This window comes from Acidithrix sp. C25 (assembly GCF_904848545.2).
Map to the genome: position 1 here is coordinate 525,126 of NZ_CAJHCI020000003.1, position 23,892 is coordinate 549,017.

General features: G+C 47.6%; 22 protein-coding genes and 1 pseudogene. 14 read left to right on the top strand and 9 right to left on the bottom strand.

Annotation, left to right across the window (positions count from 1 at the left end; all coding sequences use genetic code 11):
* Nucleotides 1-402 precede the first annotated feature (402 nt).
* From ACIDITHRIX25_RS000000101350 to ACIDITHRIX25_RS000000101390, 9 genes are all read left to right on the top strand, one after another.
* Nucleotides 403-2,298, top strand: a complete 1,896-nt coding sequence (locus tag ACIDITHRIX25_RS000000101350) for an Rne/Rng family ribonuclease (protein ID WP_052604095.1) — start codon at nucleotides 403-405, stop codon at nucleotides 2,296-2,298.
* A 23-nt stretch (nucleotides 2,299-2,321) separates the two neighbouring features.
* Nucleotides 2,322-2,627, top strand: a complete 306-nt coding sequence (rplU, locus tag ACIDITHRIX25_RS000000101355) for a 50S ribosomal protein L21 (protein WP_052604094.1) — start codon at nucleotides 2,322-2,324, stop codon at nucleotides 2,625-2,627.
* A 77-nt stretch (nucleotides 2,628-2,704) separates the two neighbouring features.
* Nucleotides 2,705-2,950: a 50S ribosomal protein L27 gene (gene rpmA, locus ACIDITHRIX25_RS000000101360; protein ID WP_052604093.1), complete on the top strand. Its 246-nt coding sequence runs from the start codon at nucleotides 2,705-2,707 to the stop codon at nucleotides 2,948-2,950.
* 94 nt (nucleotides 2,951-3,044) lie between these two features.
* The gene (gene obgE / locus ACIDITHRIX25_RS000000101365; RefSeq protein ID WP_052604092.1) at nucleotides 3,045-4,325 is read left to right on the top strand and encodes a GTPase ObgE; all 1,281 of its coding nucleotides are present in this window, start codon (nucleotides 3,045-3,047) and stop codon (nucleotides 4,323-4,325) included.
* 160 nt (nucleotides 4,326-4,485) lie between these two features.
* Nucleotides 4,486-5,577 (top strand): glutamate 5-kinase, encoded by a 1,092-nt coding sequence (proB, locus tag ACIDITHRIX25_RS000000101370; protein WP_052604091.1) that lies wholly within the window; start codon nucleotides 4,486-4,488, stop codon nucleotides 5,575-5,577.
* Between the two features lie 163 nt (nucleotides 5,578-5,740).
* Nucleotides 5,741-7,003: a glutamate-5-semialdehyde dehydrogenase gene (locus ACIDITHRIX25_RS000000101375; protein WP_201732023.1), complete on the top strand. Its 1,263-nt coding sequence runs from the start codon at nucleotides 5,741-5,743 to the stop codon at nucleotides 7,001-7,003.
* Between the two features lie 73 nt (nucleotides 7,004-7,076).
* A complete protein-coding gene (locus tag ACIDITHRIX25_RS000000101380; RefSeq protein WP_349632178.1) occupies nucleotides 7,077-7,916 on the top strand; it encodes an AAA family ATPase in 840 nt (279 codons plus the stop codon).
* A gap of 9 nt (nucleotides 7,917-7,925) precedes the next feature.
* Entirely contained in the window at nucleotides 7,926-9,347 is a 1,422-nt protein-coding gene (locus tag ACIDITHRIX25_RS000000101385) for a vWA domain-containing protein (RefSeq protein ID WP_052604088.1), read from the top strand.
* Nucleotides 9,348-9,406: 59 nt separating this feature from the next.
* Nucleotides 9,407-10,093 (top strand): histidine phosphatase family protein, encoded by a 687-nt coding sequence (locus ACIDITHRIX25_RS000000101390; RefSeq protein WP_201732025.1) that lies wholly within the window; start codon nucleotides 9,407-9,409, stop codon nucleotides 10,091-10,093.
* Nucleotides 10,094-10,552: 459 nt separating this feature from the next.
* Here the strand turns inward: ACIDITHRIX25_RS000000101390 and ACIDITHRIX25_RS000000101395 are convergent, their stop codons facing one another.
* The 3 genes from ACIDITHRIX25_RS000000101395 to ACIDITHRIX25_RS000000101405 all read right to left on the bottom strand — a co-directional run bounded on the left by ACIDITHRIX25_RS000000101395 (nucleotide 10,553) and on the right by ACIDITHRIX25_RS000000101405 (nucleotide 14,686).
* Nucleotides 10,553-10,984, bottom strand: coding sequence for an SRPBCC family protein (locus tag ACIDITHRIX25_RS000000101395; protein WP_201732026.1), 432 nt, complete (start codon nucleotides 10,982-10,984; stop codon nucleotides 10,553-10,555).
* Nucleotides 10,985-11,388: 404 nt separating this feature from the next.
* Nucleotides 11,389-13,023: a glycoside hydrolase family 25 domain-containing protein gene (locus ACIDITHRIX25_RS000000101400; RefSeq protein ID WP_201732027.1), complete on the bottom strand. Its 1,635-nt coding sequence runs from the start codon at nucleotides 13,021-13,023 to the stop codon at nucleotides 11,389-11,391.
* A 313-nt stretch (nucleotides 13,024-13,336) separates the two neighbouring features.
* Nucleotides 13,337-14,686 (bottom strand): class II 3-deoxy-7-phosphoheptulonate synthase, encoded by a 1,350-nt coding sequence (locus ACIDITHRIX25_RS000000101405; RefSeq protein ID WP_052604084.1) that lies wholly within the window; start codon nucleotides 14,684-14,686, stop codon nucleotides 13,337-13,339.
* Nucleotides 14,687-14,907: 221 nt separating this feature from the next.
* Here ACIDITHRIX25_RS000000101405 and ACIDITHRIX25_RS000000101410 point away from each other — a divergent pair, with 221 nt between their 5' ends.
* From ACIDITHRIX25_RS000000101410 to rsfS, 3 genes are all read left to right on the top strand, one after another.
* Nucleotides 14,908-15,840 carry a TIGR03621 family F420-dependent LLM class oxidoreductase gene (locus tag ACIDITHRIX25_RS000000101410; RefSeq protein ID WP_052604083.1) on the top strand — a complete coding sequence of 311 codons (933 nt, stop codon included), beginning with the start codon at nucleotides 14,908-14,910 and terminating at the stop codon, nucleotides 15,838-15,840.
* A gap of 4 nt (nucleotides 15,841-15,844) precedes the next feature.
* Nucleotides 15,845-16,450: a nicotinate-nucleotide adenylyltransferase gene (nadD, locus tag ACIDITHRIX25_RS000000101415; RefSeq protein WP_160291682.1), complete on the top strand. Its 606-nt coding sequence runs from the start codon at nucleotides 15,845-15,847 to the stop codon at nucleotides 16,448-16,450.
* Nucleotides 16,451-16,528: 78 nt separating this feature from the next.
* Complete coding sequence (rsfS, locus tag ACIDITHRIX25_RS000000101420) at nucleotides 16,529-16,903, top strand: ribosome silencing factor (RefSeq protein WP_052604082.1); 375 nt, start codon at nucleotides 16,529-16,531, stop codon at nucleotides 16,901-16,903.
* A gap of 444 nt (nucleotides 16,904-17,347) precedes the next feature.
* On the opposite strand, the gene ACIDITHRIX25_RS000000101425 is transcribed toward rsfS, so the two are convergent.
* The 4 genes from ACIDITHRIX25_RS000000101425 to ACIDITHRIX25_RS000000101440 all read right to left on the bottom strand — a co-directional run bounded on the left by ACIDITHRIX25_RS000000101425 (nucleotide 17,348) and on the right by ACIDITHRIX25_RS000000101440 (nucleotide 20,752).
* Nucleotides 17,348-17,974, bottom strand: a complete 627-nt coding sequence (locus ACIDITHRIX25_RS000000101425) for a mycothiol-dependent nitroreductase Rv2466c family protein (RefSeq protein WP_052604081.1) — start codon at nucleotides 17,972-17,974, stop codon at nucleotides 17,348-17,350.
* A gap of 185 nt (nucleotides 17,975-18,159) precedes the next feature.
* Nucleotides 18,160-19,395, bottom strand: a complete 1,236-nt coding sequence (locus ACIDITHRIX25_RS000000101430; RefSeq protein WP_052604080.1) for a DUF1501 domain-containing protein — start codon at nucleotides 19,393-19,395, stop codon at nucleotides 18,160-18,162.
* Between the two features lie 80 nt (nucleotides 19,396-19,475).
* A complete protein-coding gene (locus ACIDITHRIX25_RS000000101435) occupies nucleotides 19,476-19,619 on the bottom strand; it encodes a hypothetical protein (RefSeq protein WP_201732028.1) in 144 nt (47 codons plus the stop codon).
* A gap of 5 nt (nucleotides 19,620-19,624) precedes the next feature.
* Nucleotides 19,625-20,752 (bottom strand): DUF1800 domain-containing protein, encoded by a 1,128-nt coding sequence (locus tag ACIDITHRIX25_RS000000101440; RefSeq protein WP_201732029.1) that lies wholly within the window; start codon nucleotides 20,750-20,752, stop codon nucleotides 19,625-19,627.
* Between the two features lie 689 nt (nucleotides 20,753-21,441).
* Between ACIDITHRIX25_RS000000101440 and ACIDITHRIX25_RS000000101445 the strand changes: the two genes are divergently transcribed.
* Nucleotides 21,442-22,281, top strand: coding sequence for a fumarylacetoacetate hydrolase family protein (locus ACIDITHRIX25_RS000000101445; protein ID WP_160291681.1), 840 nt, complete (start codon nucleotides 21,442-21,444; stop codon nucleotides 22,279-22,281).
* Nucleotides 22,282-22,418: 137 nt separating this feature from the next.
* Here ACIDITHRIX25_RS000000101445 and ACIDITHRIX25_RS000000101450 read toward each other — a convergent pair whose 3' ends face one another.
* Together ACIDITHRIX25_RS000000101450 and ACIDITHRIX25_RS000000101455 are read right to left on the bottom strand one after the other, a co-directional pair.
* Entirely contained in the window at nucleotides 22,419-22,724 is a 306-nt protein-coding gene (locus tag ACIDITHRIX25_RS000000101450) for an SHOCT domain-containing protein (RefSeq protein ID WP_052604076.1), read from the bottom strand.
* A gap of 107 nt (nucleotides 22,725-22,831) precedes the next feature.
* Nucleotides 22,832-23,269, bottom strand: a complete 438-nt coding sequence (locus ACIDITHRIX25_RS000000101455) for a hypothetical protein (protein ID WP_052604075.1) — start codon at nucleotides 23,267-23,269, stop codon at nucleotides 22,832-22,834.
* Between the two features lie 71 nt (nucleotides 23,270-23,340).
* On the opposite strand from ACIDITHRIX25_RS000000101455, the pseudogene ACIDITHRIX25_RS000000101460 reads away from it, so the two are divergent.
* A pseudogene (locus tag ACIDITHRIX25_RS000000101460) lies at nucleotides 23,341-23,822 on the top strand (IS1595 family transposase); the annotation flags it as partial.
* Between the last annotated feature and the right edge of the window lie 70 nt (nucleotides 23,823-23,892).

Below are 23,892 nucleotides of genomic sequence, written 5' to 3' on the forward strand. Positions count from 1 at the left end.
TGTAGATCTTCTAGAGTCTGGAGCTTTCAAATGAACTTTGGGCGGCTCGATTGAGGCTTACTTATTCTTTGTTGCATCAAGTAACCGACTACGCATTCAATGGGATACTCAAGAGTGGGCTAGACTGTATGTAATGGATTTTCCCGAATTTTGGAAATTGATTGGTGTGCGGTATATTCCTATGGCATTAATAGCTATAAGGTTCTCGTATTCTATCGGCACAATGTCAGTATCTGATTCCCGTGGGAGAACCCTGAATTTTTCCGAGCGTCTTTGCGACGGAGGTAAAAGGTTTGACCGATCGAGGACCGTGAGGCCTTCGAGCACTGAATTTTCGACATTAGGTTTAACTCGATTTCCGTTCCTTGGCGCTAGATCACACTTAGGAAGTGCAGGTTTTAGATGTCAACAGGTAATAATCCAGAGGAGAGTTCAAAATCTCCCCTGATCCCACCGCCGATAACGGTTGAGCATCAGCGAACGAGCCAAGATGCTACTAACGCTCCATCTCGTTCAAATAATTCGAATGGTCAAAGGCCAAGATTAGAAGGGCAGGCGACTTCGGCGTCCAACCCACAACCAAGGCGAAGCCGAAATCGACGTCCACAGGGTCCTAGGAATGCGACAGGGCAGACTGGCCAGCCGCCACAGAGCGACTCGCTCGAGGTTCCAGGCAATGTAAGTCCTAAGACCGAAAGGCCAAATGACAGGCGACCAAAGCGCGTCCTTCCGCCAAAGGCATCAAATGAGGCTCCTCCCTCTTCGAATCTTCCAAATCAGGATCGAGAGCATCGAACCCATCTTCCTCGTTTCGCAAGAGCCACCCCTGAAAGCACGGAGCTATCGCCGTCTGCGCCACAAAACCCTGTGCGTAGAAAGCGCGGCCCCAAGTCAAGGCAATATGGCGTCGTAGATGAACCAGTGCGATATAGCGTTGATTCTCAGCTGGCAAATGAGACAAAGACCGATACTCGTGGAAGTCGCCGGGCCAACCAACGAATTGGTCGCTCGAGAAATGGACGGCCGCTAGGGCGGTACCTAATGTGCGTTCACAAGGCCGATGATTTTGTCCAGATCGCAGTACTCGAGGGACGAACCTTAATTGAACACTATGTCTCTAAGGTCGGTCAGGATCCCAATGCGATAGATGGAAATATCTATCTGGGCCGTGTCACAAATGTCTTAGCGGGCATGGAGGCTGCATTTGTTGACATCGGTACAACCAAAAATGCGGTGCTATATCGGGGCGATGTTCGTTATGACCGTGACGATTTAGTTGAGGCTCCGTCCCGCGAGGTAAGAATTGAGCATCTTCTACGTCCGCGACAAGTAGTTCTTTGCCAAGTCACCAAGAACCCTATTGGGACCAAAGGAGCTCGTCTTACCCAGGAGGTGTCGCTTCCTGGGCGATTTGTCGTTCTTGTGCCAAACTCGGAGAGTTACGGTATCTCAAAGCGATTACCTGACGACGAGCGTCGTCGACTTCGGCGTATTTTGGGCGAACTGAAACCGGAAGGTTTTGGAGTAATTGTCCGTACTGCAGCAGAAGGCGCTAGTGCTGATGAGCTTGGGCGTGACATCTCTCAACTTGTTGAGATGTGGAAGGCTATTGAAGCCAAGGCTAAAGTCGCACATGCACCAACTCTTTTATATTCAGAGCCGAACGTTGCGGTTCGAGTAATTCGCGAGGAGTTCAATAGAAACTATAGAGGCGTGATCATAGATGATGCAGATATCTATGACGAGGTTCACTCCTATGTGGGGAGCATCTCACCTGAGTTAGCTGATCGCGTAGAGTATTATGATCCAGCCGAAGCAGGACTTCCGCTCTTTGAAGTCCATCATGTTCACGAACAACTCCATAAGGCGATGGACAGGAAGGTTTGGTTGCCGTCAGGTGGTTATCTTATAATCGATCGCGCAGAAGCCTTGACTGTGGTTGATGTCAATACAGGTAAGCACGTAGGAACGGTCTCTCTGGAGGAGACAATACACCAAACGAATGTTGAAGCTGCAGATGAGATAGCCCGACAATTGCGACTGCGCGATATTGGCGGAATCATAATTATTGATTTCATCGACATGACTGTTGAGGTCAACAAAGAGGACGTTCTTAGAGCTCTCAAAGGTTCGCTTTCGCGCGATAAGACGAAGACTCAAGTATATGACATCTCCTCGCTTGGTTTAGTAGAGATGACTCGCCAGAGAGTCTCTGAAGGATTAGTCGAAGCGCTCTCAGACGCCTGCCCTACGTGCAAGGGGCGTGGGATGGTATTTCTAGATGTCGAAGTTCTCTAGATAGTCACTAGACTGTTCAACCTATGTATGCAGTTATTAAGTCCGGTGGCAAGCAGGAAAAAGTTTCGGTAGGCGAGTCCGTGCGACTTGAGCTACTAGATGGTCTTATTGGAGACTCCGTTGAGTTCAATCCAATCCTTGTCGTTGATGAAGAAAATGTTGTAAGCGGTGCCGCCGCAGCTAACTCTGTGGTACGGGGTGAAATTGTAGGCTTCGCTAAAGGACCCAAGGTGGTTGGCTTTAAATATAAGAATAAGTCCAACAACCGCAGGCGCTTTGGTCATCGTCAAAAGTATGTAATGGTCAAAGTTCTCGAGATCGCAAAGTAACTATTTCTTTGGGCCAAAAGGTCTCAAATGAAAGGTTTTAGGTCGTTTTTTGACCTTAATAATAGATAGGAGTTGAAATGTCAAAGACTAAAGGTGGTGGATCTACTAGAAACGGTAGAGACTCTAACGCCCAGCGCCTTGGTGCGAAGGTATTCGATGGTATGACCGTCACTGCAGGGTCGATTTTGGTTCGACAACGGGGTACTCGGTTCCATCCTGGAATCAATGTTGGCCTTGGTAAGGACGACACTCTATTTGCTATGGCTAACGGCGTAGTCAAATTTGGCGAGCGTAAGGGACGACGTCTAGTAGACATCGTCTAAACCCACTAGAGGTATTTTGGTCCATGGCGACCGACGCTAATTGATGAATGAACCTCGGTTAGACCCGAGGTTCATTCATTTTGAAAGGAATAGTATGTCAGGTTTCGTCGACAAGGCCCAGCTGCACGTCAAGGCTGGTGACGGTGGTGCGGGATCAATATCTTTCCGCCGTGAAGCTCACGTCGATAAGGGCGGCCCTGATGGAGGCGACGGTGGTGACGGAGGAAATGTTGTTTTGCTTGCCACTGACGACATGGTGTCGCTCTTGACGTTCGTCGACCAACCCTTTCGAAAGGCTGAGAGCGGCGTTCACGGAATGGGCAAAGCTCGCCATGGCCATCGTGGCAAGGAGCTGGTTGTTCGGGTTCCTACCGGTACGGTAGTTCATGACCTCGAAGGCTTAGCTCTTTGTGATCTCTCTCTTCCCGGGATGCGTTATGTGGCAGCAAAGGGGGGTCAAGGCGGGCGAGGAAATGCACGATTTCTAGCCAATAAGCGTCGTGCTCCTACCTTCGCAGAACAAGGCGAGAAGGGCGAGGAGTTTTGGTTCAACCTCGAATTGAAGCTTCGTGCCGATGTCGCGCTGGTTGGTTTTCCGAATGCGGGTAAGTCAACTTTGATCTCGGTTATGAGTCGCGCCCAACCAAAGATAGCTGACTATCCATTCACTACTTTAAAGCCCAATTTGGGCGTCGTGCGTTTGGGCGACAGCTCTAATTTTTCTGAATATGTTGTCGCTGATATTCCAGGTTTAATCGAAGGTGCCTCAGAAGGGCGTGGACTTGGCCATGAATTTCTCCGACATATCGAACGGGCCCGCGTTCTTGTTTATTTGTTAGATGGTCTTGAATCCCAAGGTAAGGCTGTGTTGGATCAATACGAGATCCTCCAACAAGAGCTTGGCGCATATATGCCAGATCTCTTAGAGCGACCCTGTGAAGTAGTCATCTCTAAGGCAGATACCCTTGATCCAGAGATAATTGCGAACCCAGGTGACTATTTCGGCGTAGATGCGGATTTCGTTATCTCCGCGGTCACAAGGATGGGGATTTCAGAGCTAACAAAGGTCTTAGCCGAGAAGGTGTCCAACGCCAAAGAGGTCACGCCAATGGATGCTACAAGCGATGAAATTGTTATAAATCTCTCAACCGAAGGCTATAGTGTCGATCGTGAGGCGCCCAATCGATTCAGAGTGTCAGGGCGTGCAGCAGAGCGAGCGGTAGCTCTATCTGATGTGACTACGCCTGATGCTAGAGAATATATCCATACGCGACTATATCATCTCGGGGTATATCGATCTTTGGTGCGAGCTGGAGCTACCGATGGCGATGAAGTGGCTATCGGGGAGTTTGAATTTATATATTATCGCGACTAAATGGCTCGAGAACCTTCGCCAATATGGCTATGAGTAACTATTGCTACTTTGCAAAATGCGATCGCGAAAGATTTTAGATCTGCTTTTGAAATCCGATCGCACTATTTATGACTTACTTGATTGGTACTTGATTGGTAAAAGTGTAGAGGTTTGATCCAAGGTGAATTTGGTTGTCAAGATTGGCTCGTCATCTGTTACGACGGACGAATTTGAGATAAATGAAGCGACATTGAATTCGCTCTGCTCGCAAATAGTCAAGGTTTCCAAGTCGGGCCACAAGGTAGTCGTGGTTACTTCAGGGGCTATCGCTATTGGCTTAGGGATGCTTGGCTTGACTGGCGATAGGCCGACGGAGATGGATCTCCTCCAAGTGGCATCTGGCGTAGGTCAAGGGCGTCTTTTTGACTATTACGCCAAGCGCTTTAGCCTCGAGGGCTTGCTTGCGGGGCAGATCTTGCTCTCTGGTTCAGACTTTATGGAACGGCGACAATACCTATCGGCTAAAGCTACTCTTTCGAGAATGCTTGAGATGGGAGTTATCCCGATTGTAAATGAGAATGATGCGATCGCCGATGACGAAATTCGCTTGGGGGACAACGATCGAATTGCGGCATTAGTTGCAGGTTTGGTTGGTGCCGACACTTTAGTTCTTTTGACCGACCAAGATGGTCTGTTTTCTGGCGATCCACGGATTTTTGAAGACGCCACCTTGATTGAACAGGTTGAAGAGGTCTCAAGAGAGTTGGCTGCCATGGCTGGTGGTAGAGGGACGACTCGCGGCAGTGGTGGCATGATGACCAAAGTGATGGCTGCTAGAATTGCGGCCTGGTCGGGAGTTGAGACTTTGATCACCTCGGCTTCAAATGCAAGCTCACTAGATGACGCTATTGAACGAGTTGCTGGAATAGGTACTTGGGTGGCCAAGAGCAGGCGCCGATTGGCGGCTCGTAAATTATGGATTGCTTTTGCGCTTCCAATTGATGGTTTTGTAACGATAGATGAAGGTGCACGTAGAGCGATTACTCAAGGTGGCTCTTCTCTCTTGTATGTGGGAGTCAGAAACGTCGGCGATTCTTTTGAAGTAGGATCAGCAATAGAGGTGCGAGCACTCTCTGGAGAGGTGGTCGCTAAGGGCCTGGCCCGGATCTCTGGCGTCGATCTCTTGAGGCTTATGGATGCTGATAAGAGTCAACTCGGCTCTGAGTTCTCATCGGTCTTGATCCATAGGGACGACCTTATCGTTCTTGAGTGACCTAAGTTCCCATGTTGTCGCCGTTCCATGGCTCATTTTTGGTTTAAATTGTTTTTGAGCAGTACGTGGCTGGAAATTGGATCTCTATGTTGGAGATTTCCTAAGTTCGCCCATATTAATTTGGACCACTTGAACCGGGCCGCTTAGGTTAGTCTTTAATGGTATGGAACCAAGTGAAGAAAGAGATCTATCCTTAGAGGAGCTCGCCCAAGGCGCAAAGAGTGCAACCCAGGTAGTCGCTACGGCTTCCACAAGCACCAAGAATGCTGCTCTAGCCATGATGGCACAAGAAATTTTGGCCCATAGTGATGAGATATTGGCTGCTAATGAGATCGATCTCAAAATGGCTAGTGAGCTCGGTCTCGCCTCGACTGCTATCGATAGATTGAGGCTGGATCACAATCGAGTATTGGCAATGGCCCAACAGATAAAAGAGATCATTAAATTGCCAGATCCAATAGGGCAAGTAACGAGCGGCTATCGATTGGCTAATGGACTTAATGTTCGAAAGGTTCGTGTGCCATTGGGGGTTGTCGGGATTATATACGAAAACCGACCCAACGTTACTTCCGATGCGGGCGCACTTTGTCTTAAGTCCGGGAATGTCGCTCTTTTGCGAGGATCGTCTGCTGCAATAAATTCCAATCGGGTGATAGCAACACTGTTGCGGGGTGCAATTGGTGAAGTTGGATTGAGCCCAGATGTTATAACTTTGATTCCTTTCACCGATCGTGCCTCAGCTGGTGAGTTCATGAGGTTGAATGGCAAGATTGATCTTTTGATCCCGCGAGGTGGTAGATCTTTGGTCGAGGCTATAAAAGAAAATGCCACAGTGCCATATGTAATTGATGGCGATGGAAACTGTCACATCTATGTCGATGAGAGCGCGAACATTGAGATGGCGATCGAGATCATCGAGAACTCCAAGGTACAAAGGCCCGGTGTATGCAATGCGGTAGAGACTGTTTTGATACATACAAAGATTGCTCGCCAACTTCTAAGCGCATTGGATGAGAGGCTCTCATCGGTTCAATTGCGAGGTGATCTCAATACGACGGCTATCGTTCCGCGGGCACTTTTGGCGACGGATGACGATTATGCGAATGAGTTTCTGGATTTGGTCCTAGCGGTGAAGATAGTTGATGATATGCCCGATGCGATCGACCATATCAGGCGCTTTGGAACCGGTCACTCAGAAGCGATTATCACTGAGAGTTACGCCAATGCAAATTATTTTTGCGAAAGAGTTGACGCTGCTGCAGTTTTGGTAAATGCATCGACACGATTCGTAGACGGTAATCAGTTGGGACTAGGTGCTGAGATCGGAATTAGTACTCAAAAGCTTCATGCTAGAGGGCCAATGGGCTTAGTTGAACTCACAACTGAGAAGTATGTGATAGAAGGCAGTGGTCAGGTTAGATCCTGATTACATAATATTTAGAAAGATGCAATTGAATCAGGATTATATATCAACCGGACAGGAATTTAAGACTATCGAAATGGTAGATGAGGCCCTATTGGGGGCTAAGTACCTCTCCAACAGGACGATTTCAACTACTGTATTTCTATCAATAGTTCTTCGCAAGCCAATATTAGTTGAAGGACCAGCGGGAACCGGTAAAACCGAGTTGGCAAAAGCTCTCTCGAGCTCGTTGGGTGCCGAACTGATTCGCCTCCAATGTTATGAAGGTTTGGACGATGCTAAAGCCATCTACGAGTGGAATTATTCAAAGCAGTTGCTTAGGATTCAGTCAGCACAAGCCTCGGGTGCTTCGGCGGAGTGGGATGAAGTAAAGTCCGACATCTTTTCAAGTGAGTTCCTGCTCTATCGCCCATTGCTGAAGGCAATAGTTACATCGGCCCCCGCCGTCTTGCTGATCGACGAGATCGATCGGGTCGAGGTTGAGACCGAAGCCCTATTCTTGGAATTACTTTCAGATTTTCAGGTCACCATACCTGAATATGGTACGATTAGCGCCACTCGTCATCCGCTTGTAATTCTGACGTCGAATAATACTCGCGAACTCTCTGAAGCCCTAAAGAGACGATGTCTGTTTTTGCACATTGGCTATCCTGACCGTGATCGCGAAAAGGCTATTTTGACTATGCGCGTTCCTGGGCTTTCAAGTGCGTTGGCTAATTCGATAGCTGATTTCTTGGCGATGCTTCGAACATTGGATTTGAAGAAACATCCATCTATCTCTGAGTCGCTAGATTGGGCTATCACTTTGATGACACTAGGGGCGACTGAACTTGAACAGCCAATGGTGATCTCAACTCTCAATGTCTTATTGAAATATCAGGCTGACATTGAAAAAGTATTGTCTAAGGTCTCCTAGGTTAGCGCTATGTTTGATCAGATCGTAGACTTTGCAGAGACCTTGCGCCTTGCTGGTGTTCCCGTTTCAATGACTGAGGTGGTTGATGCAGGTAGGGCAATATCGGCAATAGGTGAAGTCGACAGAAGCTCCTTTCGGGTTGCCCTTTATGCCACCTTGGTAAAGGATGAGTCCCATAGTGAAGTCTTCGACCTTATCTTTGATGTCTTTTTTTCAAAGAGATCAAGGTCTTCTTTGGAGATTGAAGACCCTCATGGTCTGGCCCCAGACCATGAGGGCGAGGGTGACGACTCCAAGGGATCGGAGATTCAAGGGGCGCGCGACCAAGGGGACTCCGGAGGTGAACTGCGCAGTTGGATCATAAAGGCGCTTTTGGAGAATGATCGTGCTCGGCTGTCGCGTTTGGCACGCGGAGCGGTAGCTAGATATGCAGGTATGGAGCCAGGACGCGCAGTAAGTGGTGTCTACTATACCTACAGGACCCTAAAGCAACTAAATATCGAGATGATCTACGATGCGTTACGAGAGGCGCGATCTGGCGACTTAGATGGTGGCAAGATGTCAGACGCAGTCGTTGAAAACGATCTACAAGAACTATTATCCAATCTTCGCTCTGCAGTCGCTGACGAGGTGCGCCAGCTATTAGTTGAGGATCGTGGTGCCAGAGCGGTTGCTAAGACTATGCGACCTACGCTTCCAGAAGATATCGAATTCATGCAGGCATCCCGTGATGAGATAGCTAAAATTCGCCACGCGATAAATCCTCTCGCGAACAAGCTTGCCGCACGTTTGGCTCGGCGACGACGCCTTGGCCATAAGGGCGGCTTAGATTTTCGCAAGACCTTTCGCGAATCATTGGGTTATGGCGGCGTACCTATGGCGTTGAAGTTTCGTTCACCACGGCCCTCTAAGCCAGAGATATTTATCGTTGCTGACATTTCGGGCTCCGTCTCGTCCTTTGCTCGTTTTGCGCTGCAACTCGTCTACGCCCTCTCTGAGCAATTTTCGAAGGTGAGGAGTTTTGTCTTCATCGACGCTTGTGACGAGGTTACGGCCTACTTCGATGCTGCCTCCTCCATCGAAGATGCTTTGCGAGATATAAACACCAAGGCCAATGTTGTTCACATCGATGGCCATACCGACTACGGAAATGCGCTGTCGCAATTTGAAGAGCGATATGGTAGATCGATTAATAAAAAGTCGACCATAATCATCTTGGGAGATGCCAGAAACAATTACCATTCCTCGCGTGCGGAATTGTTGGCCAAGCTTAGGAGAAATGCAAGAGCTCTTTTTTGGCTGAATCCAGAGCCCTCTAACTATTGGAATTCTGGAGATTCGATCATCTCTGAGTACGCTAAATATTGTGACAGCGTAGTTGAATGTCGGAATTTGCGTCAGCTTGAAGAGTTCGTGGATCGTCTAGGTTAGGTTTTCTTGAAGATTATGAACCTAACCTAGAAATCTTTGACCGGGAGTATTTGAGGGCGATGGAAAAGGCTAAAGGGTTCATCGAGCTTATCTTGATTCGTCACGGGGAGTCGCAATCCACCTTGGATATGGTTGTTGGGGGACATCTTGGCTGTAGAGGCTTGAGTTCATTTGGGATGACTCAATCGCTTGAGCTAGGGGAATTTTTGTCTTCGAAATTCTCTACAATCTCTTCTTCAAGGGTGGTGGCCTCGTCGATTTTGCGAACAACTCAGACTGCTCAGTTAGCGATTGGGATCGATCCAAGTGTCATAGAACGCCTCTGTGGCCTTTGTGAGATAGATCCAGGAGAAGACGATGGTAAGGCATGGGCGAACCTGAGCTTGGTGGAGGTCAAAATTGACTCTGCGATTGGCCCGGGTGGCGAGTCAATCGTGCAAATGTACGACAGGGTAGACCTCTGCTTGGGAGAACTTTTGGCGGAGGCTAGTAACGCACTTTTGGCGGCGGGACAGGACGCACGCGAAGGTCCGACCTTTGTATTTACGCACCGAGGTCCAATATCTAGTGCTTATGCAATATGCAAGGGAACCGGAGTTACCTCTCTCAAACAATACGTCATTGAGACCGCAAGCGTTCATTCGCTTTTGGTCTGTCGTGACTCAATTGAGGGGGCTAGAACCCCTCGTCTTTCGAGCTTTTTAGGTGCAAATATCCAAGAGATATATCCAGTTCACGCCAGATAGGTTTTGTGGCGATCAACAGGATTAATTGAGATGCGAAGAGATCCATGTGATCCGCAGCGCTTGATAGACAAGGAGATTGTAAGAGTCTTTGTGAAGTGTCGACTTGCCATTATTATAATAGACTGGGCGAAATTTGGTTGAGGATTTGGTGTCTACTATCAATTGCAATGGCGCTAGTCATAATCAATCATTTTGAGTACCGATATTCCTAGGTAATGACACATTTCAAAGATCGGGATGAGGCAAATCCATCTATTGAATCTTTAAATGCGCCCAATGACTATCAATTGCGAAAGATGCCAGTCTTATCGCCTATTATTTGTTATTAGTTGTAATGTCTTAGAATCCATGAATATCCATAAAATTGCTGGATAAACGCAATCAATCTATCCATCTATCAACCACCCAACCAATCGCTCGCACAGAGAGCTTATTGTCCGGCCTCAAACAGTGGAGTCCTCAAGAGTAAAGTTTTGCTATACGATTCAAGGTGGCAATTATCGATCTTTGATTCGTTTTTGGAGCTTTAGTTAGTTCGAGCATCTTTGGGCTCCTAGCGTTGCGATAGTCGAACGTTTCGGTGACCCTGCATCTGGAGGCATCTAGCTCTAAAAGTTCATAGCGCCAAATGTGATGGCCCCAATGGCGCCAAGCGATGACGCGCCCCTCTTCGAATTCAACGACCTCATTTGTAATACGGTAAGGAATTCCAAGTTTCATTGACATTGAGAATTTGGCTCCTAGGTAGAGACGGTCTGGTCCAGAGATGTTACCTTTCACCGAATTCGAGCCGTCGAAGCTTGAATGCTTTTTGGGTTGGGCCAGTAGATCAAAGACGTTTGACGCGCTTGTGTTAACTTCTATGGACTCTGATATAACTCTATTTTTCATCTAACTCCTCCGACTGCGATCTTAGGAGGATAATGAGGGTTCTATTGACTTATTGGCACTTTATATTAAAGAGTGCGGTGGTGGCTCACTTGCTTTTGCTTTGCGACATAAGATTGAACTGCAATGTTTGCCCTAATCGATAGCTGTGGTAGGTTGTCCATCTCAATGATAGGTACGCTAATTTCTTGCCTTAGAGTCTTTAGTGGTGCCAGCAATAGTCCACTGTTGAAATTCACTTGGCGCTAACGACCTAGCTTGGACCTTTGGAATCTCTTATTTTGCAAGTTTTTCCACTGAAGTATCTTTTCCAAGATGTAACTAATGGCACGAATTATCAATGCAAGCTAGACCGTTGCTTTGCGCCTAAATTTATGGGTAGCCTTAGATCGCCCTCTGTGTGGAACCTAGCACGAGTAGTCTACGTCCATACCGTTTGGAAGCTGACTTTGAATGTACCAAGGGATACCTCCGGCGAACGGATTTAGGTTTCCCGATGGATTCGTGGTGGCTGTACACGCGGCGCTTCCGCTTGCAGAGTAGAACCATAGGGGTATTGGACCACCTTTTGCCCCCGCTATTATCGCCCCGGCTCCGCTGGTTGTGCCAGTCGTGATCTGTGCGTACATCCCTGCATTCCCTGAGTAAAGGCCGACCACAACGCCGGTCGAACTTAGGTAGTCAGCGGCACCTTGTATAGCGGCTACGTTTAGGGACGGAATCTGGCTCCAATAGTTCGTGGCACCCTCAACGTCGATCCACCATATGTTGGAAGTTGCTCCTTGGCTCGAGGCAGCCGCATAGGAATATTTTGCGGCGTTGTATCCATAGTTGTAAGCCTGAGATGCAATATCAGTAGTGCTCTTTGGCCCGACAGAATAATCGGTAGTTGGGGTGGATGGGTTCCAGGTGGGATTCGACGTGTTTCCTGAAATCGGAAGTGCTAAGAATGTGTAGAGCTGATAGTTGTTTCCCGCCCAGGAGGCTTCTTTGGTAATACAAGGATTGGTGGCGGAAAATGGCCAGCCATTTACTTCTATGATTGCGAACGTGCCAGTGGCTGGAGATGCCGTGCTGGCGCATTGGAAGTTGCTAACGTCAAAGCCAGTAGCCCCAGAGGCTGTCGCCACAGTTTGGTTCGAGGTGTTGATTCCAATGATTGGAGAAGTTAGTTGTGAACCGCCTTGGGATCCGTAATAGCTGGCATCCCCAAAGGAAAATATCCCACCGTCAGAGGCGACCAACCAATATCCTGCTCCAGTTGGCGTTGCCTGCATGCCCACTATCGGCTTATTGAGTTTGATTGCACCGGTTGAGCCATGGAAGGCCGCATCCCCAAAGGAAAATATCCCACCGTCAGAGGCGACCAACCAATATCCCTTGCCATCTGGTGTCGAGGCCATCCCCACTATTGGCTTATTTAGGGTCATTGCACCGGTTGAGCCATGGAAGGCCGCATCCCCAAAGGAAAATATCCCACCGTCAGAGGCGACCAACCAATATCCCTTGCCATCTGGTGTCGAGGCCATCCCCACTATTGGCTTATTTAGGGTCATTGCACCGGTTGAGCCATAGAAGGCTGCATCCCCAAAGGAAAATATCCCACCGTCAGAGGCGACCAACCAATATCCCTTGCCATCTGGTGTCGAGGCCATCCCCACTATTGGCTTATTGAGTCTCATTGCACCGGTTGAGCCATAGAAGGCCGCATCCCCGTAGGAAAATATCCCACCGTCAGAAGCGACCAACCAATAGCCAAGGCCATCTGGAGTGGGCGCTGAACCAACAATTGGTTCAGCAAGCGAAAGGGTATGGGCATCCCCAAAAAATCGATCCCCACCGTGTGTATAGACGGTTCCGTTTGCGCTGATTAGGCGGTATCCGGATATCGTTGTTGCTGCCGTGAGCTTTGCTGTGTGAAACAGCTTTTGTGGGCTTGCTAGCCGGCCAAGGACGTGGTGTGGGGATGCCTGTGCTAGACCAGCGCCTGCCACCAGCGCGCACGAGCCGATAATTGCTTTTGCGTACTTTAGCTTTGTCATAGTGGAAACTCCGCATCCAATTTTCTAAGTTGATAATTGCTTTTGTCATGGTTGAGGAAGGAAGTCGAGCGCTTTAAACCTCACCCAGAGATGTTTTTATTATGTTGCTTGTATCGACCAAAGCGCACATTACTGAACCTACTAGCGGTTTAAATCGATGATTAATCCATTTGAGCTGGAATAATTCGTGATTTTTGGGCAGGCTGTGCCATCACGTGTATAGCTTGTCGTTGCGCAGTGGTCTGAAATAGCACCCGGAGTGGCAGTATTAAATGACCATCCAAGTGTTCATGGTGACAACATGTCGGCTGTGTCAGTCACCTATTAACATCTCCGCAACCCGGTAGGCGAGATCTAAACTCTGCCTAGCATTCAATCTTGGATCACAGATAGTGTTGTAGGCGGTATCTAGGTCCTCTTCGTTTACCGTGGCTGAACCACCGAGACATTCTGTCACGTCTTCGCCGGTGAGCTCCACGTGGAGTCCTCCGGGCCATGTGCCAAGGGAGCGATGCACTAGAAAGAATCCCCTAACCTCGTCAATTACTTGCTCTAGGTTTCGAGTTTTAAAGCCATTTTCTGAGACAAATGTGTTTCCGTGCATCGGATCACAGGACCAAATGACGGGATGGTTTGCTTGTTGAACCGCGCTTATCAGCTTGGGAAGTACTGATTGGACCTTTTCTGAGCCCATTCGAGAGACGAGGCTAAGTCTGCCAGGTATCCTCATGGGATTTAGTTTTTCACAGATTTCAATGACTTCTTTTGGTGTTGCACTTGGACCTATCTTGCAACCGATCGGATTAGAGATACCGCTAAAGAATTCCATGTGCGCATGATTGAGCTCGCGAGTACGTTCGCCGATCCAAATTGTATGCGACGAAAGATCCAGATAGGTTTTAGAGGTCCGGTCATATCTGGTCATAGCCGATTCGTACCCAAGCAGAAGAGCCTCGTGTGACGTCCAAAAGTCGACTTTTCTAAGGGTTTCTTCCCGTTCAAGGTCGATACCACAGGCGGCCATGAACTTTAGAGCCCGCTCAATTTCAGTGGCCACCGCGTCATAGGCTTGGCCTTCGGCTGATGATGCGACGAACTCTTGATTCCAGGTGTGCACCCTGGAGAGGTCTGAGAAGCCGCCGCGTGTCAACGATCTCAGTAGGTTCAAGGTGGCACTCGACTGATGGTAGGCCCTGAGGAGTCTTTTGGGGTCGGGTCTTCTTGCGTCGATCGAGGCTTCATCGTCGTTTACTATATGCCCTCGAAATACCGGAAGCAGTTGGCCGTTGATTTTTTCCATCGGAGAGGATCTTGGTTTTGCGAATTGGCCCGCTATCCGGCCAACTTTGATTACTGGAACCCCTGATGAATAAGTTAGAACTACTGCCATTTGCAAGATGACTCGCAACTTGTTTCTTACTACGTCGGCTGAAAAGTCGTTGAATGACTCCGCGCAGTCTCCAGCTTGGAGCACGAAGGCTTGACCCTTAGCCGCTTTAGCGAGCTGGCTTTGGAGCTCTCGAATCTCAGAAGGATAAACTAAAGGCGCGTAGCTGCCCAGTTCTTTTTCTACCGCGTCTAATTCGCTCGGGTCGTCCCAATCGGGTTGTTGGGCGATCGGGAGTCTCCTCCACGAGTCAGGCGTCCACACCGATGTCTCCATATTAATTTACCTCTAACCCAAGTTCCATATTTTTGTCAACCGCTCTTTGAGTAAGCCCTCCGGCATTTTCAGGCGTTTGCAATTGACCCTCTAATAAGATATTCCGAACTTTCCTCGACATGGAATTAGGATTCATCATGTTGATTCCAATTGTGAAATAATAAAGCTTTGGATATTTTCTACTTATAGGATATGGCCAAAAGCGACTGAAGGGTAACCTCGTGCGGCATTTAAGGTTTGGCGTTCAAGTTTCGGAATTGACGACCGATATTGAATCTTTGGTGAAGCTTGCTCAAAGAGCTGAAGCCCTTGGTTTTTCGTCGATCTTTTTACCTGACCATCTTGGGGGCGATCAGTGGTCACCGATATCTGCTCTAACTGCCATTGCGCTTGGAACCAAAGAGATCTCCTTGGGAGCACTTGTCTTTTGCAATGACTATCGCCACCCGGTCGTTTTGGCTCAGGAACTCGCTTGTCTTTCAGTGATTAGCAGCGGTCGACTGGAGTTTGGCTTAGGGGCCGGGTGGATGAAGGCTGATTACGAGAGAGCTGGCATTGCAATGGATTCACCGAGCAAGAGAATCGCACGCCTTGAAGAGGCTTTGATAGTGATGAAGGGGCTCTTTTTGGGCTCTGCCTTTAGCTATTTTGGAGAGTACTACCAGTTGGAGAATGCTAGCACTATTACAATCCCAGAAGGAATGGCTCCAAAGCTGATAGTGGGCGGAGGCGGCAAGAAGATGCTAGAGGTCGCTTCTCGCCATGGTGATGTGGTTGGAGTCAACGTAAACTTGGCATCTGGAGCTGTGGGGCCTAGCTTGGTTGCTGAGGTTGGACCGAATGCTTTTGATGAGAAACTTAAATGGGTCAACTCCTATATGGGCGATCGCATAGGTGAAGTTGACCTACAGTGCCTCTCCTTCATAGCTAAGGTGGGTCCGGATGCAAATGACTGGATTGACTCTATGGCCCCGGCATTTGGCATATCAGGGAAAGAGGCGCGAGAGATTCCAATCGTCTTGAGCGGGACCGTTGATCAGGTTGCCGAGACTATTTTGGCAAGGCGTCGCGAATATGGTTTCAACTATTGGGTAATTCATCAAAATGAATTAGAGGAGTTTGCGCCAGTGGTGGCAGCGTTACAAGGTGAATAGAGATTTGCACATAGATAAAAATCTCACCCGAATAGGAATTTTTGGTGGGACCTTTGATCCAATCCATGTTGGACATCTTGTCGCTGCGGTGAATGCCAAAGCCCAGGCTCGATTGGATAAAGTTCTCATGGTGGTGGCAAATGTTCCGTGGCAGAAAGAAGGAACCCGAGCGCTCACTGAAGCTACGACTAGATACGAGATAGTCAAGGCTGCTATTGCAGGGGTCGAGGGCCTTGAAGCAAGCGACATGGAGATAAGACGTGGCGGGCAGTCCTATACCATCGACACGGTGCGTGAGGTCGCTCGACAATATCCAAATTCTGAACTTTTTTTGGTGGTAGGAGCCGATGCCGCTGGAGGTTTGGATACATGGGAACGATCTGAGACGCTATCGGAGATGGTCTCATTGATAATTGTGAATAGACCGGGAACTCGGATCGACGCTTCTATTAAACGTTATTGGCGTACTGACTTTGTGGAAATTCCAGCACTTGACGTCTCTTCGACCGACATCAGGGCTCGAGTTAGAGATGGGCGTCCGCTAGATTTTCTTTTGTCTAGGGAGACCATAGATTACATAGCTCGGTCAGGGATCTATCGAAATAGCTGAGATATTGTCGCGCAGTATCTTGAATCGGTTTGCATGGGTGATGCTAGAATAGATTATTAGGTATACTTCGGAGGATTCTTGCTGGAAGATCAGAAAAAATTGGACTTTGACGGACTAAGAGCCGCCTTAGTGGCAGGCGAAGCACTGTCTGACAAAAAAGGTGAGGAGCTCACGATATTAGATATATCTGAGCTTAGTACGGTTTGTGACTACTTCGTAATCGCCTCTGGTAACAATTCGCGTCAGGTTCGGTCTCTAGCAGAAGAAGTCGAGGCCAAGATCAAGGTTGAATTTGGCATAGCTCCTCGATCCATTGAGGGACTTAACGATACTTCTTGGGTCTTGATGGATTACAGTGATTTTGTTGTACATATATTCATGCCCGAGACAAGAGACTTTTATTCACTGGAGCGACTGTGGATGGATGCTAAGAGGATTCAAGTCGTCTCCTAAAATCATTCAGTCAAAGGTTTCTGGCTATAGACTCCCTAAAGGTTTATTTCTGGGATCTATCTCGACACAATCTATAAATGTCGCCACGGATCAGATATTTCAAAGTACCCGAAGGCCCTAATTGACAAGTTTGGCTTTGTGAAAGCCTGCTTGTCAGTGATTGACTTTTTATCGATCTTTTTTAGTCGAATATCTATTGATTGCGTCTTGATTCTTTAATTGGGTTATTTTCCAGGATACTTGAGGGCAATTTTTAAATTATTTACGGCTGTCAGTGATTTATTTATTAGGATGGGCTTTTAAGAATTGAATTAGAAAAAGCGCAAATTACTTGCAAGTTTACAAGCAATTTGCGCCATCGATCTGTTTTTGTCGATCTACTGAAAATAGCTGTGTAAGCTATTTTCATACGAATAAAAAGTTTCAGTCACGGTTGAAATGCTTTCATGAAACAACTACGGAGCCTCGAATTCGTTTAGCTTCGTAGAAGAAGTCCATTTCCGCTACGTGGATTAAGCTATTCCATAGGTCAATACCCTCTTGTTCATTTGGCACTCGGCCAAGAATTGGCCCGAAGAATCCACGTTGAGAGGTTTCGTTTTCGAGTACAATTATCGGAACGCCAACATCGTTACCAGTGAAGCTGAGTGCATAGTCCATCTCCTTCTTTAGAAAGCTATCGAGGCTTTCATCGTCCTTAGCTTTAATGGTTGCTTCATCGAGGCCGATTTTAAGGGCAATTTCAACTGGGTTGATCTCGAATTTATTATTGTTCAAGTGAAATTCTTTTGCAAATTCCCAATAGAGTTCTGAGATGGGCAAGTTATGCTCGGGATCTGTCTTTCTAAGATTTGCTGCCATTCTTAGGGTTGGCTGAGATGCCCTAAAGTATGAGATAAATGGCTCCGTTGGAGTCTTGTCGCTGTTTTTTATTTGCAGCGAAAAGGGTCTAAAGACTAACGGTATTCCTTTCGTGTTGGCGACATTGCGAATCCATTGGGAAGCAACAAAGGTCCAAGGACATATTGGATCAAAGAAGAAATTGATCTGGTTGATTTTAGGCTGTGACAATGTGAACTCCTCGTGGCTATTTTTTTAATTGGTTCTAGCATCTCTTCCCCAAGAATAGGGCAAAATTGCTCCTAATACCATCTGTTTGTCTGGAGACGGAAAGCAATACTTCGGCGTAGTGATACTGAGTTCTTGGACCACCGTTAGGTTGCACGCTTCGATCCGTGTGCGCCTTCGATGAAGTTCTAGGTTTTGATTATATTTAGTTTTGGGTAGTTGCCATTTAGAATCGTCTTTGAGTCGTGCGAAAGGACGTTTTCGAGTAAGGTCGCGTAAATTGAACGGTAATCTACTGTAATCTTTAGATTTCCGTCCGATAGATTGGTAAGAGATGGGTATTCTCCGGCCAGCCCGCCCTTGACGCTATTCCCGTAGACAAAGACGACTCCGGCGGTACCATGGTCGGTGCCACCGCTCGCATTGACCTGAACTCGTCTTCCGAATTCCGAGTAAGCGACCACCACGACGTTGTCTGCGATTTTGGGGTGAAGGGTCGAGAGAAAGCCAGAGATCGCGCTATCAAAAATCTTCAAATCTTCAAATTGAGTGCCTTTTTCATTGGCATGAGTGTCGAATCCGGATTGTGAAACGGTGAAGATCTTGGTCGGAGTACCTGAATTTAAAAGGTCAGCAACTGTTGCAAGTTGACCGGATATCGTTGTAGGGCTTACTTTAGTTCCTGGGTTCTGTGAGATTTCCCCTAGGGCCAAGATGTCCCTGTTCAATTTCAATAGAGTGCTTGAAGCCTGAGCGCTCAATTGACCCACACCGTTGAGCTCCTTGGACGTTACCATATCCAGATAGGCCGAACCGTAGCTGGCAAATGGATCTGGGCTCGCAAGGGGTGAGGCTACAGCGCTAGCTTGTGTCGTGGCGCCCACACAAAGTGGGGGTACCGATGATCCGACTGAGAGGGCCGTCATTGGGTCAGTGTTTGTGATCTCATCGAGATATCGTCCAATCCAGCCCGTTGATGTATTGTTGTCGGTGGAGCCAGATTGCCAAATATCCATTGAGACAAAGTGTGAAAGATTTGGATTTGGGTATCCAACCCCTGGGATAATGGCCACCTTTTTTTCTTTCCATAATGAAAGGGTGTTGACCATCGCACCGTTGAGGTAAAGGCCCTGTGCGCCAAGTGGACTAACTTCGCTGGTTGTGAGAGCTAGAGGTCCTCGGGAGCTTTGATAGGTTGGGTCTTCAAAAGGAATTACTGTGTTTATTGCATCATTTCCACCATACAGTGTTGCAATGACAAGAACTCTGTCGGAGCTTGCTGGGCTCTTGATGACAACATTTAATGGGTGAGGCTGATTCTGGCTGTAAATGCCACCCGCTACGATAGCTCCAGCGCCAACAGTTCCGGTGATAGCTATGAGTTTTCGCCTAGAGAGGTGGATCTGTTCTCCTGAAGTTGACATTTTGCTTCCTTTTGCTCGGTATTGCAAGCGGTTCAGCTGGATGTGTATTCTGGGGAGCAAAGTGCCATTGCCACCAGAGCTTATGGTTTTTTTACTAAGGCCGCAAGGGCTTGTTTTGTAGATTGTGAGGCATCTGAGATCCCAAGAAATGAACAGGTACCATCTACCCTCTCTGAGGGTTTTAGGTCAGAGACGGGGGAGATGTCGCCGGCAGTGACCATCATATTTGCTACTTGGCTCGCGTGGAGGCGGTAACGGTTGAGAGCCAATAGGCGTTTTGGGGCCACCCCCCAACGTTTGGAGGATTAAATGGTACTTGACCCAAAAGGTTTAGAATCTCCATTAAAATGTTGGAGTGCGCAGTTGAGATGTTGACTTTTAGCGCCCTCATAATTCCGCCTAGGTATTCCGACGGTTGCTTTGCAAGTCCACTTGCAGCTTGGGGGCTTATGAATTCGGGGGACGTAGCGATCGAAGCCACCAGAGGTGCAATTGATCCAGTTGAGGGATTGAAAGTCGAAGCCAACCTTATTGCTATTGGGTCACGTGGTTTGATTGGATATGCCAGAAAGCTAAAGAGGCGCGAGGCTAGGAATTGGGCAGCCTGAGGTTTTGACAGAATGATCGAGATTATGTCCGTTCCGTTGAGGTTTCCGGTGTTCCCAAGGAAGGTCTTGCTGCCGTTGTCGTGTTGTTTGTTATTCAAAACGAATGCCAATGTGGTTGGGTTGAAGCCCCATCCGGTAAATGCACGAGAGGCGGCGACTACGTCGTTCTGTGAGTAGTTTCCAACTCCTATTAGAAATCTCTCCATTAGCTCGCGCCCAAAGTTTTCATTTGGATGAGTTGCTTTGCTGAGATAGGTGTCGAGCCAAATCATCATTGCCGGGACTTGCGCGACGCTGGTGGCTAGTTTTTCCATTGAACCGAGCCCATTTTGCCTAAGGGTGTTGTTCTGGTTGAGCATCAAAGATGTCAAGCCGACTTTATTGATTGCGGTCGCAAAGTGGCCGTGCCATATCAGTGTCATCTTTTCGACCAATGGAGTTTGAGATTTGGCCATCTGATTCAACCACCAGCTTATTGCGGCAGGCAACTCCTCGCCGTGAATCTTTTTCGTGAGCGCTTTGATGTTCGTGAAATTGCGGGAACGCAGCGTGGCGTGGAGTTCTTCGAATGAAGTCAGCGGTCCTGGCTGTGGCGCAAAAAAGTTTGAGGGTGAGTTCAGTGCTGTTTGTACAGTTTTATTTACAGTTGCTTGGTAGCCAATTGACATCGCCGATGAGATCTCGGATTGACTGGCACCGAAGCCGAGCCTTCTAAAGAGTTGTTCGTAAGAGCTTTGCGTCGCTGTCAATTTTTGCAATCCTTGACTCAATGAGGCTTTATTAGTCCATGATGCAATGTAGTTATTATTAAATTGTTTTGTAATTGAGTGTGATTTGTAAACGTTTTTGTGATTTGATTATCTATTCAAGTTTGCCGAGATTTTTTTTGGGGCTCTTTGATGAGTGTAGGTGAACTTTTTAGGGCTTAGCCTTTTCACCGATTGATGGCTATGGCTTTCGAATCGGCCTTTTCCGCTGGTATGGATGAGGAATATCTGAGGCCCTGTGTTCACTGTAAATTCGGAGACCAATGACCACTAGAGGCTGCATCTGAGATATCTCTCCGTCGGTCTTTTTATCCTTGGCGATCTCCTTTGCACAAGACCGGCTCTTTATATTCTTTCTAAGGCTGCTTTGTTACCTGGATTAGATGGGGTGACCGATCCAAAGCCTCAGTTATTTGTGAGGCCCATCTGAGTTGCGAGGGTTTTAGGCGTGTGGCTATAGATTGATATTTGGTGATCGAGTATCGACGATAGGGATCGATTATAGCTGTCGATCTAGTCAGAGGCTCAAAGGTGTTGTCAAGGATAATGTCGCTCATTTTCGATGACATCTGCGCCCTGGATCTTCAATTGGCCATTTCGAGCATTTGGGTGGTCGTTTTCTACTAGATTTTCATTCATCGAGGTTGGCAATTAACTTATTTAGGATGATAATGATGGAAAGATTAGCGACCATATGGGTGCAAGACGGAACGCGAGCCATCGCCGTTCGTGAGGATGATTCATTTTATTTTTGCGATTTTGACGATGTAGGTGCAATCCTAAGGTCAGAAGTTGAGATCGATGAGGTGATTTCAAGAGCCCGTCAGGGCCAACTTAACGAGGGACTTGACCCGTCTGCTTTGGCTCCATTGGTCTTGGATCCGACAAAGGTCATCTGCCTTGGCCTCAACTACTCTGCGCACGTTCAAGAGATGGGCCATGAGCTTCCTAAGTATCCAACCCTCTTTGCGAAATACTCCGACTCTTTGACTGGAGCTTATTCGGATATCGCTATTCCTGCGATTACGACATCGATCGATTACGAAGCTGAGATGGTAATTGTAATTGGGAAAAGTGCCAAGGACATAGACCCATCTCGCTCCTTTGAATATGTCGCTGGCTTTTGTGTTGGAAACGATACCTCTATAAGGGACTTTCAAAGGCGATCTTCACAGTTTCTCCAGGGCAAAATCTTTGAGAGCGCGACGCCAGTGGGACCCTATCTAACGCCTGCTAAGGACGTTGATTTTGGTAAGGACCTTTCGATTAGGAGTTTTATTAACGGTGAGGTGGCTCAAGACTCTAGAACTTCGAATTTGATCTTTGGCGTGGAGGAGATCGTCAGTTACATATCACGATTTGTAACACTAAGACCTGGTGATCTAATTTTTACTGGCACACCCGATGGCGTTGGGGCCGGTAAAAATCCTCCGGCATTCCTATCAGACGGGGACGTGGTCAGCGTTGAAATTGAAGGTTTGGGCCGCCTCTCCAACACGATAGTTCAATAGCCACCACTGGTTTTCGCCATTTCATGGAACAATTAAAAAAACAAGCCGATCACAGGGGTAAAGCGATCGGCTTGTTTTTTTGGGGTGTTTTCTGGGGTTGGGGACTTTTTTGGGGAGATTTTAGAGGTGGACCGACTTCAGCTAGCTGTGTCGATGGTGCCTTGTGAATTGTATCGGCGCGGAATTTGATAGCCTAAAACTTCTGCGGCTCGTCGGTACTCCTCCTCGGTCATTGCTCCACTTGCAAATCGTTTATCGAGGATAACCTTGGGGTCTTCTGGGTCGAATGGGGGGCTTGTGTTAACCTGCGATTGATAGCTTAAAGAGAAGTTGCGCAAAAGGAGATAAGCCGCGCAGCCAAGCAGCGCAAATAAAACTACAAAGACCCCGAATACACCAGCAATGTTCGGTCCGCCTCCGTACATACCATTATCCCAAGGCATTTATTCCTCTTTTCGCTTAGACCGTCCTAACGTCTTAACTTTGACGGGCAGCTAACTTCTAACTCTTTCATCTTTTATCTTGAAGATGTGAAAGTATTGAGAATTTGCTAAATAGTGACTTTGGATATCTTGTCTGAATCGACATCGTGTCTCATTTTGCCTGATTGATTATGCATTGCGGCGATACTAGAGCGGTCATTGGCTTCTTGATCGGCCACCTTCCAGCTATCGAGATCCTCGAATAGAATCCCAAGTTCTCGCAGGTAGGTACCAAGTTCGAGTTCGGTCATGGATTCAGTTCTAAAAACAATCTCGTACTTTGCTTTCGACGAGAGCGTAAGCGACGGATTCCCAGATACTGAGAACTTGCCAACGGCACCAGTTCGTTTCAGTGACGCGTTCCAGGTGTAGAGCGTATTGAGTGGAATTCCTTCAGCATTAGAAAGCTCGGTAATAGCACCCTCTGGAGCATTTCCACCATCGCCTAGCTCTAAGAGCTTCCTCAGCACTCGTTCCTTTTGTTCTCTTGGGTATACCTTTTTCATGACTCCTCTATCCTCGCCCTATATATGACTGTAGTAGATTTTCCGGCAAGGACTCTGAGGGCTAGGGCTAAAGAGGAAAGGGAACAAAACAAACCAATGTCCTAATTGGAGTATCGATTAGCAATAGTGCTCCTACTCATTGCTTCATGGAAGTAATCAAAGATACCACTGCTAAATCACCCAAAGATGTTTTTGTGAGACGTTTAGATTCCGACACCAAGCTGATAAGTGATGGTAACCCAAGTTACGGGGTATGTGCTGAAAGACCTTGGACTAGCGCACGGGTTCACTCTATCCAAAGACGAACAAGCACATGTAACATTCAAATGGCTCAAGATCCTAAATTGAAAACTCCAAGAAATTTATCGACGGAACATACCACGGACGTGAGGAACATAAGCAACTTTACCTCGAGGAATTCGCATACCGATTCAACCGAAGGCACTTTGAAATGTCCTTGGTAGAGCGACTTCTCAATACATGTGTGTTTGCGTCTCCACATCCGCTACTCCGCGAATCTGATTCCAAAATGGCTCTTGCTTACGAAACTTGATAAGTATGCTTTGAAATGTCCTTGGTAGAGCGACTTCTCAATACATGTGTGTTTGCGTCTCCCCATCCGC

Bases quoted from the DNA above. Each gene is read 5' to 3' on its own strand.
- rpmA (WP_052604093.1), top strand. From the start codon at position 2,705: ATGTCAAAGACTAAAGGTGGTGGATCTACTAGAAACGGTAGAGACTCT.
- ACIDITHRIX25_RS000000101430 (WP_052604080.1), bottom strand. From the start codon at position 19,395: ATGTCAACTTCAGGAGAACAGATCCACCTCTCTAGGCGAAAACTCATA.
- ACIDITHRIX25_RS000000101405 (WP_052604084.1), bottom strand. From the start codon at position 14,686: ATGGAGACATCGGTGTGGACGCCTGACTCGTGGAGGAGACTCCCGATC.
- ACIDITHRIX25_RS000000101350 (WP_052604095.1), top strand. From the start codon at position 403: ATGTCAACAGGTAATAATCCAGAGGAGAGTTCAAAATCTCCCCTGATC.
- obgE (WP_052604092.1), top strand. From the start codon at position 3,045: ATGTCAGGTTTCGTCGACAAGGCCCAGCTGCACGTCAAGGCTGGTGAC.
- ACIDITHRIX25_RS000000101395 (WP_201732026.1), bottom strand. From the start codon at position 10,984: ATGAAAAATAGAGTTATATCAGAGTCCATAGAAGTTAACACAAGCGCG.
- ACIDITHRIX25_RS000000101445 (WP_160291681.1), top strand. From the start codon at position 21,442: ATGATGGAAAGATTAGCGACCATATGGGTGCAAGACGGAACGCGAGCC.
- ACIDITHRIX25_RS000000101380 (WP_349632178.1), top strand. From the start codon at position 7,077: ATGGTAGATGAGGCCCTATTGGGGGCTAAGTACCTCTCCAACAGGACG.
- ACIDITHRIX25_RS000000101435 (WP_201732028.1), bottom strand. From the start codon at position 19,619: ATGATGGTCACTGCCGGCGACATCTCCCCCGTCTCTGACCTAAAACCC.
- ACIDITHRIX25_RS000000101375 (WP_201732023.1), top strand. From the start codon at position 5,741: ATGGAACCAAGTGAAGAAAGAGATCTATCCTTAGAGGAGCTCGCCCAA.
- ACIDITHRIX25_RS000000101390 (WP_201732025.1), top strand. From the start codon at position 9,407: ATGGAAAAGGCTAAAGGGTTCATCGAGCTTATCTTGATTCGTCACGGG.
- ACIDITHRIX25_RS000000101385 (WP_052604088.1), top strand. From the start codon at position 7,926: ATGTTTGATCAGATCGTAGACTTTGCAGAGACCTTGCGCCTTGCTGGT.
- ACIDITHRIX25_RS000000101400 (WP_201732027.1), bottom strand. From the start codon at position 13,023: ATGACAAAGCTAAAGTACGCAAAAGCAATTATCGGCTCGTGCGCGCTG.
- rplU (WP_052604094.1), top strand. From the start codon at position 2,322: ATGTATGCAGTTATTAAGTCCGGTGGCAAGCAGGAAAAAGTTTCGGTA.
- ACIDITHRIX25_RS000000101455 (WP_052604075.1), bottom strand. From the start codon at position 23,269: ATGAAAAAGGTATACCCAAGAGAACAAAAGGAACGAGTGCTGAGGAAG.
- ACIDITHRIX25_RS000000101450 (WP_052604076.1), bottom strand. From the start codon at position 22,724: ATGCCTTGGGATAATGGTATGTACGGAGGCGGACCGAACATTGCTGGT.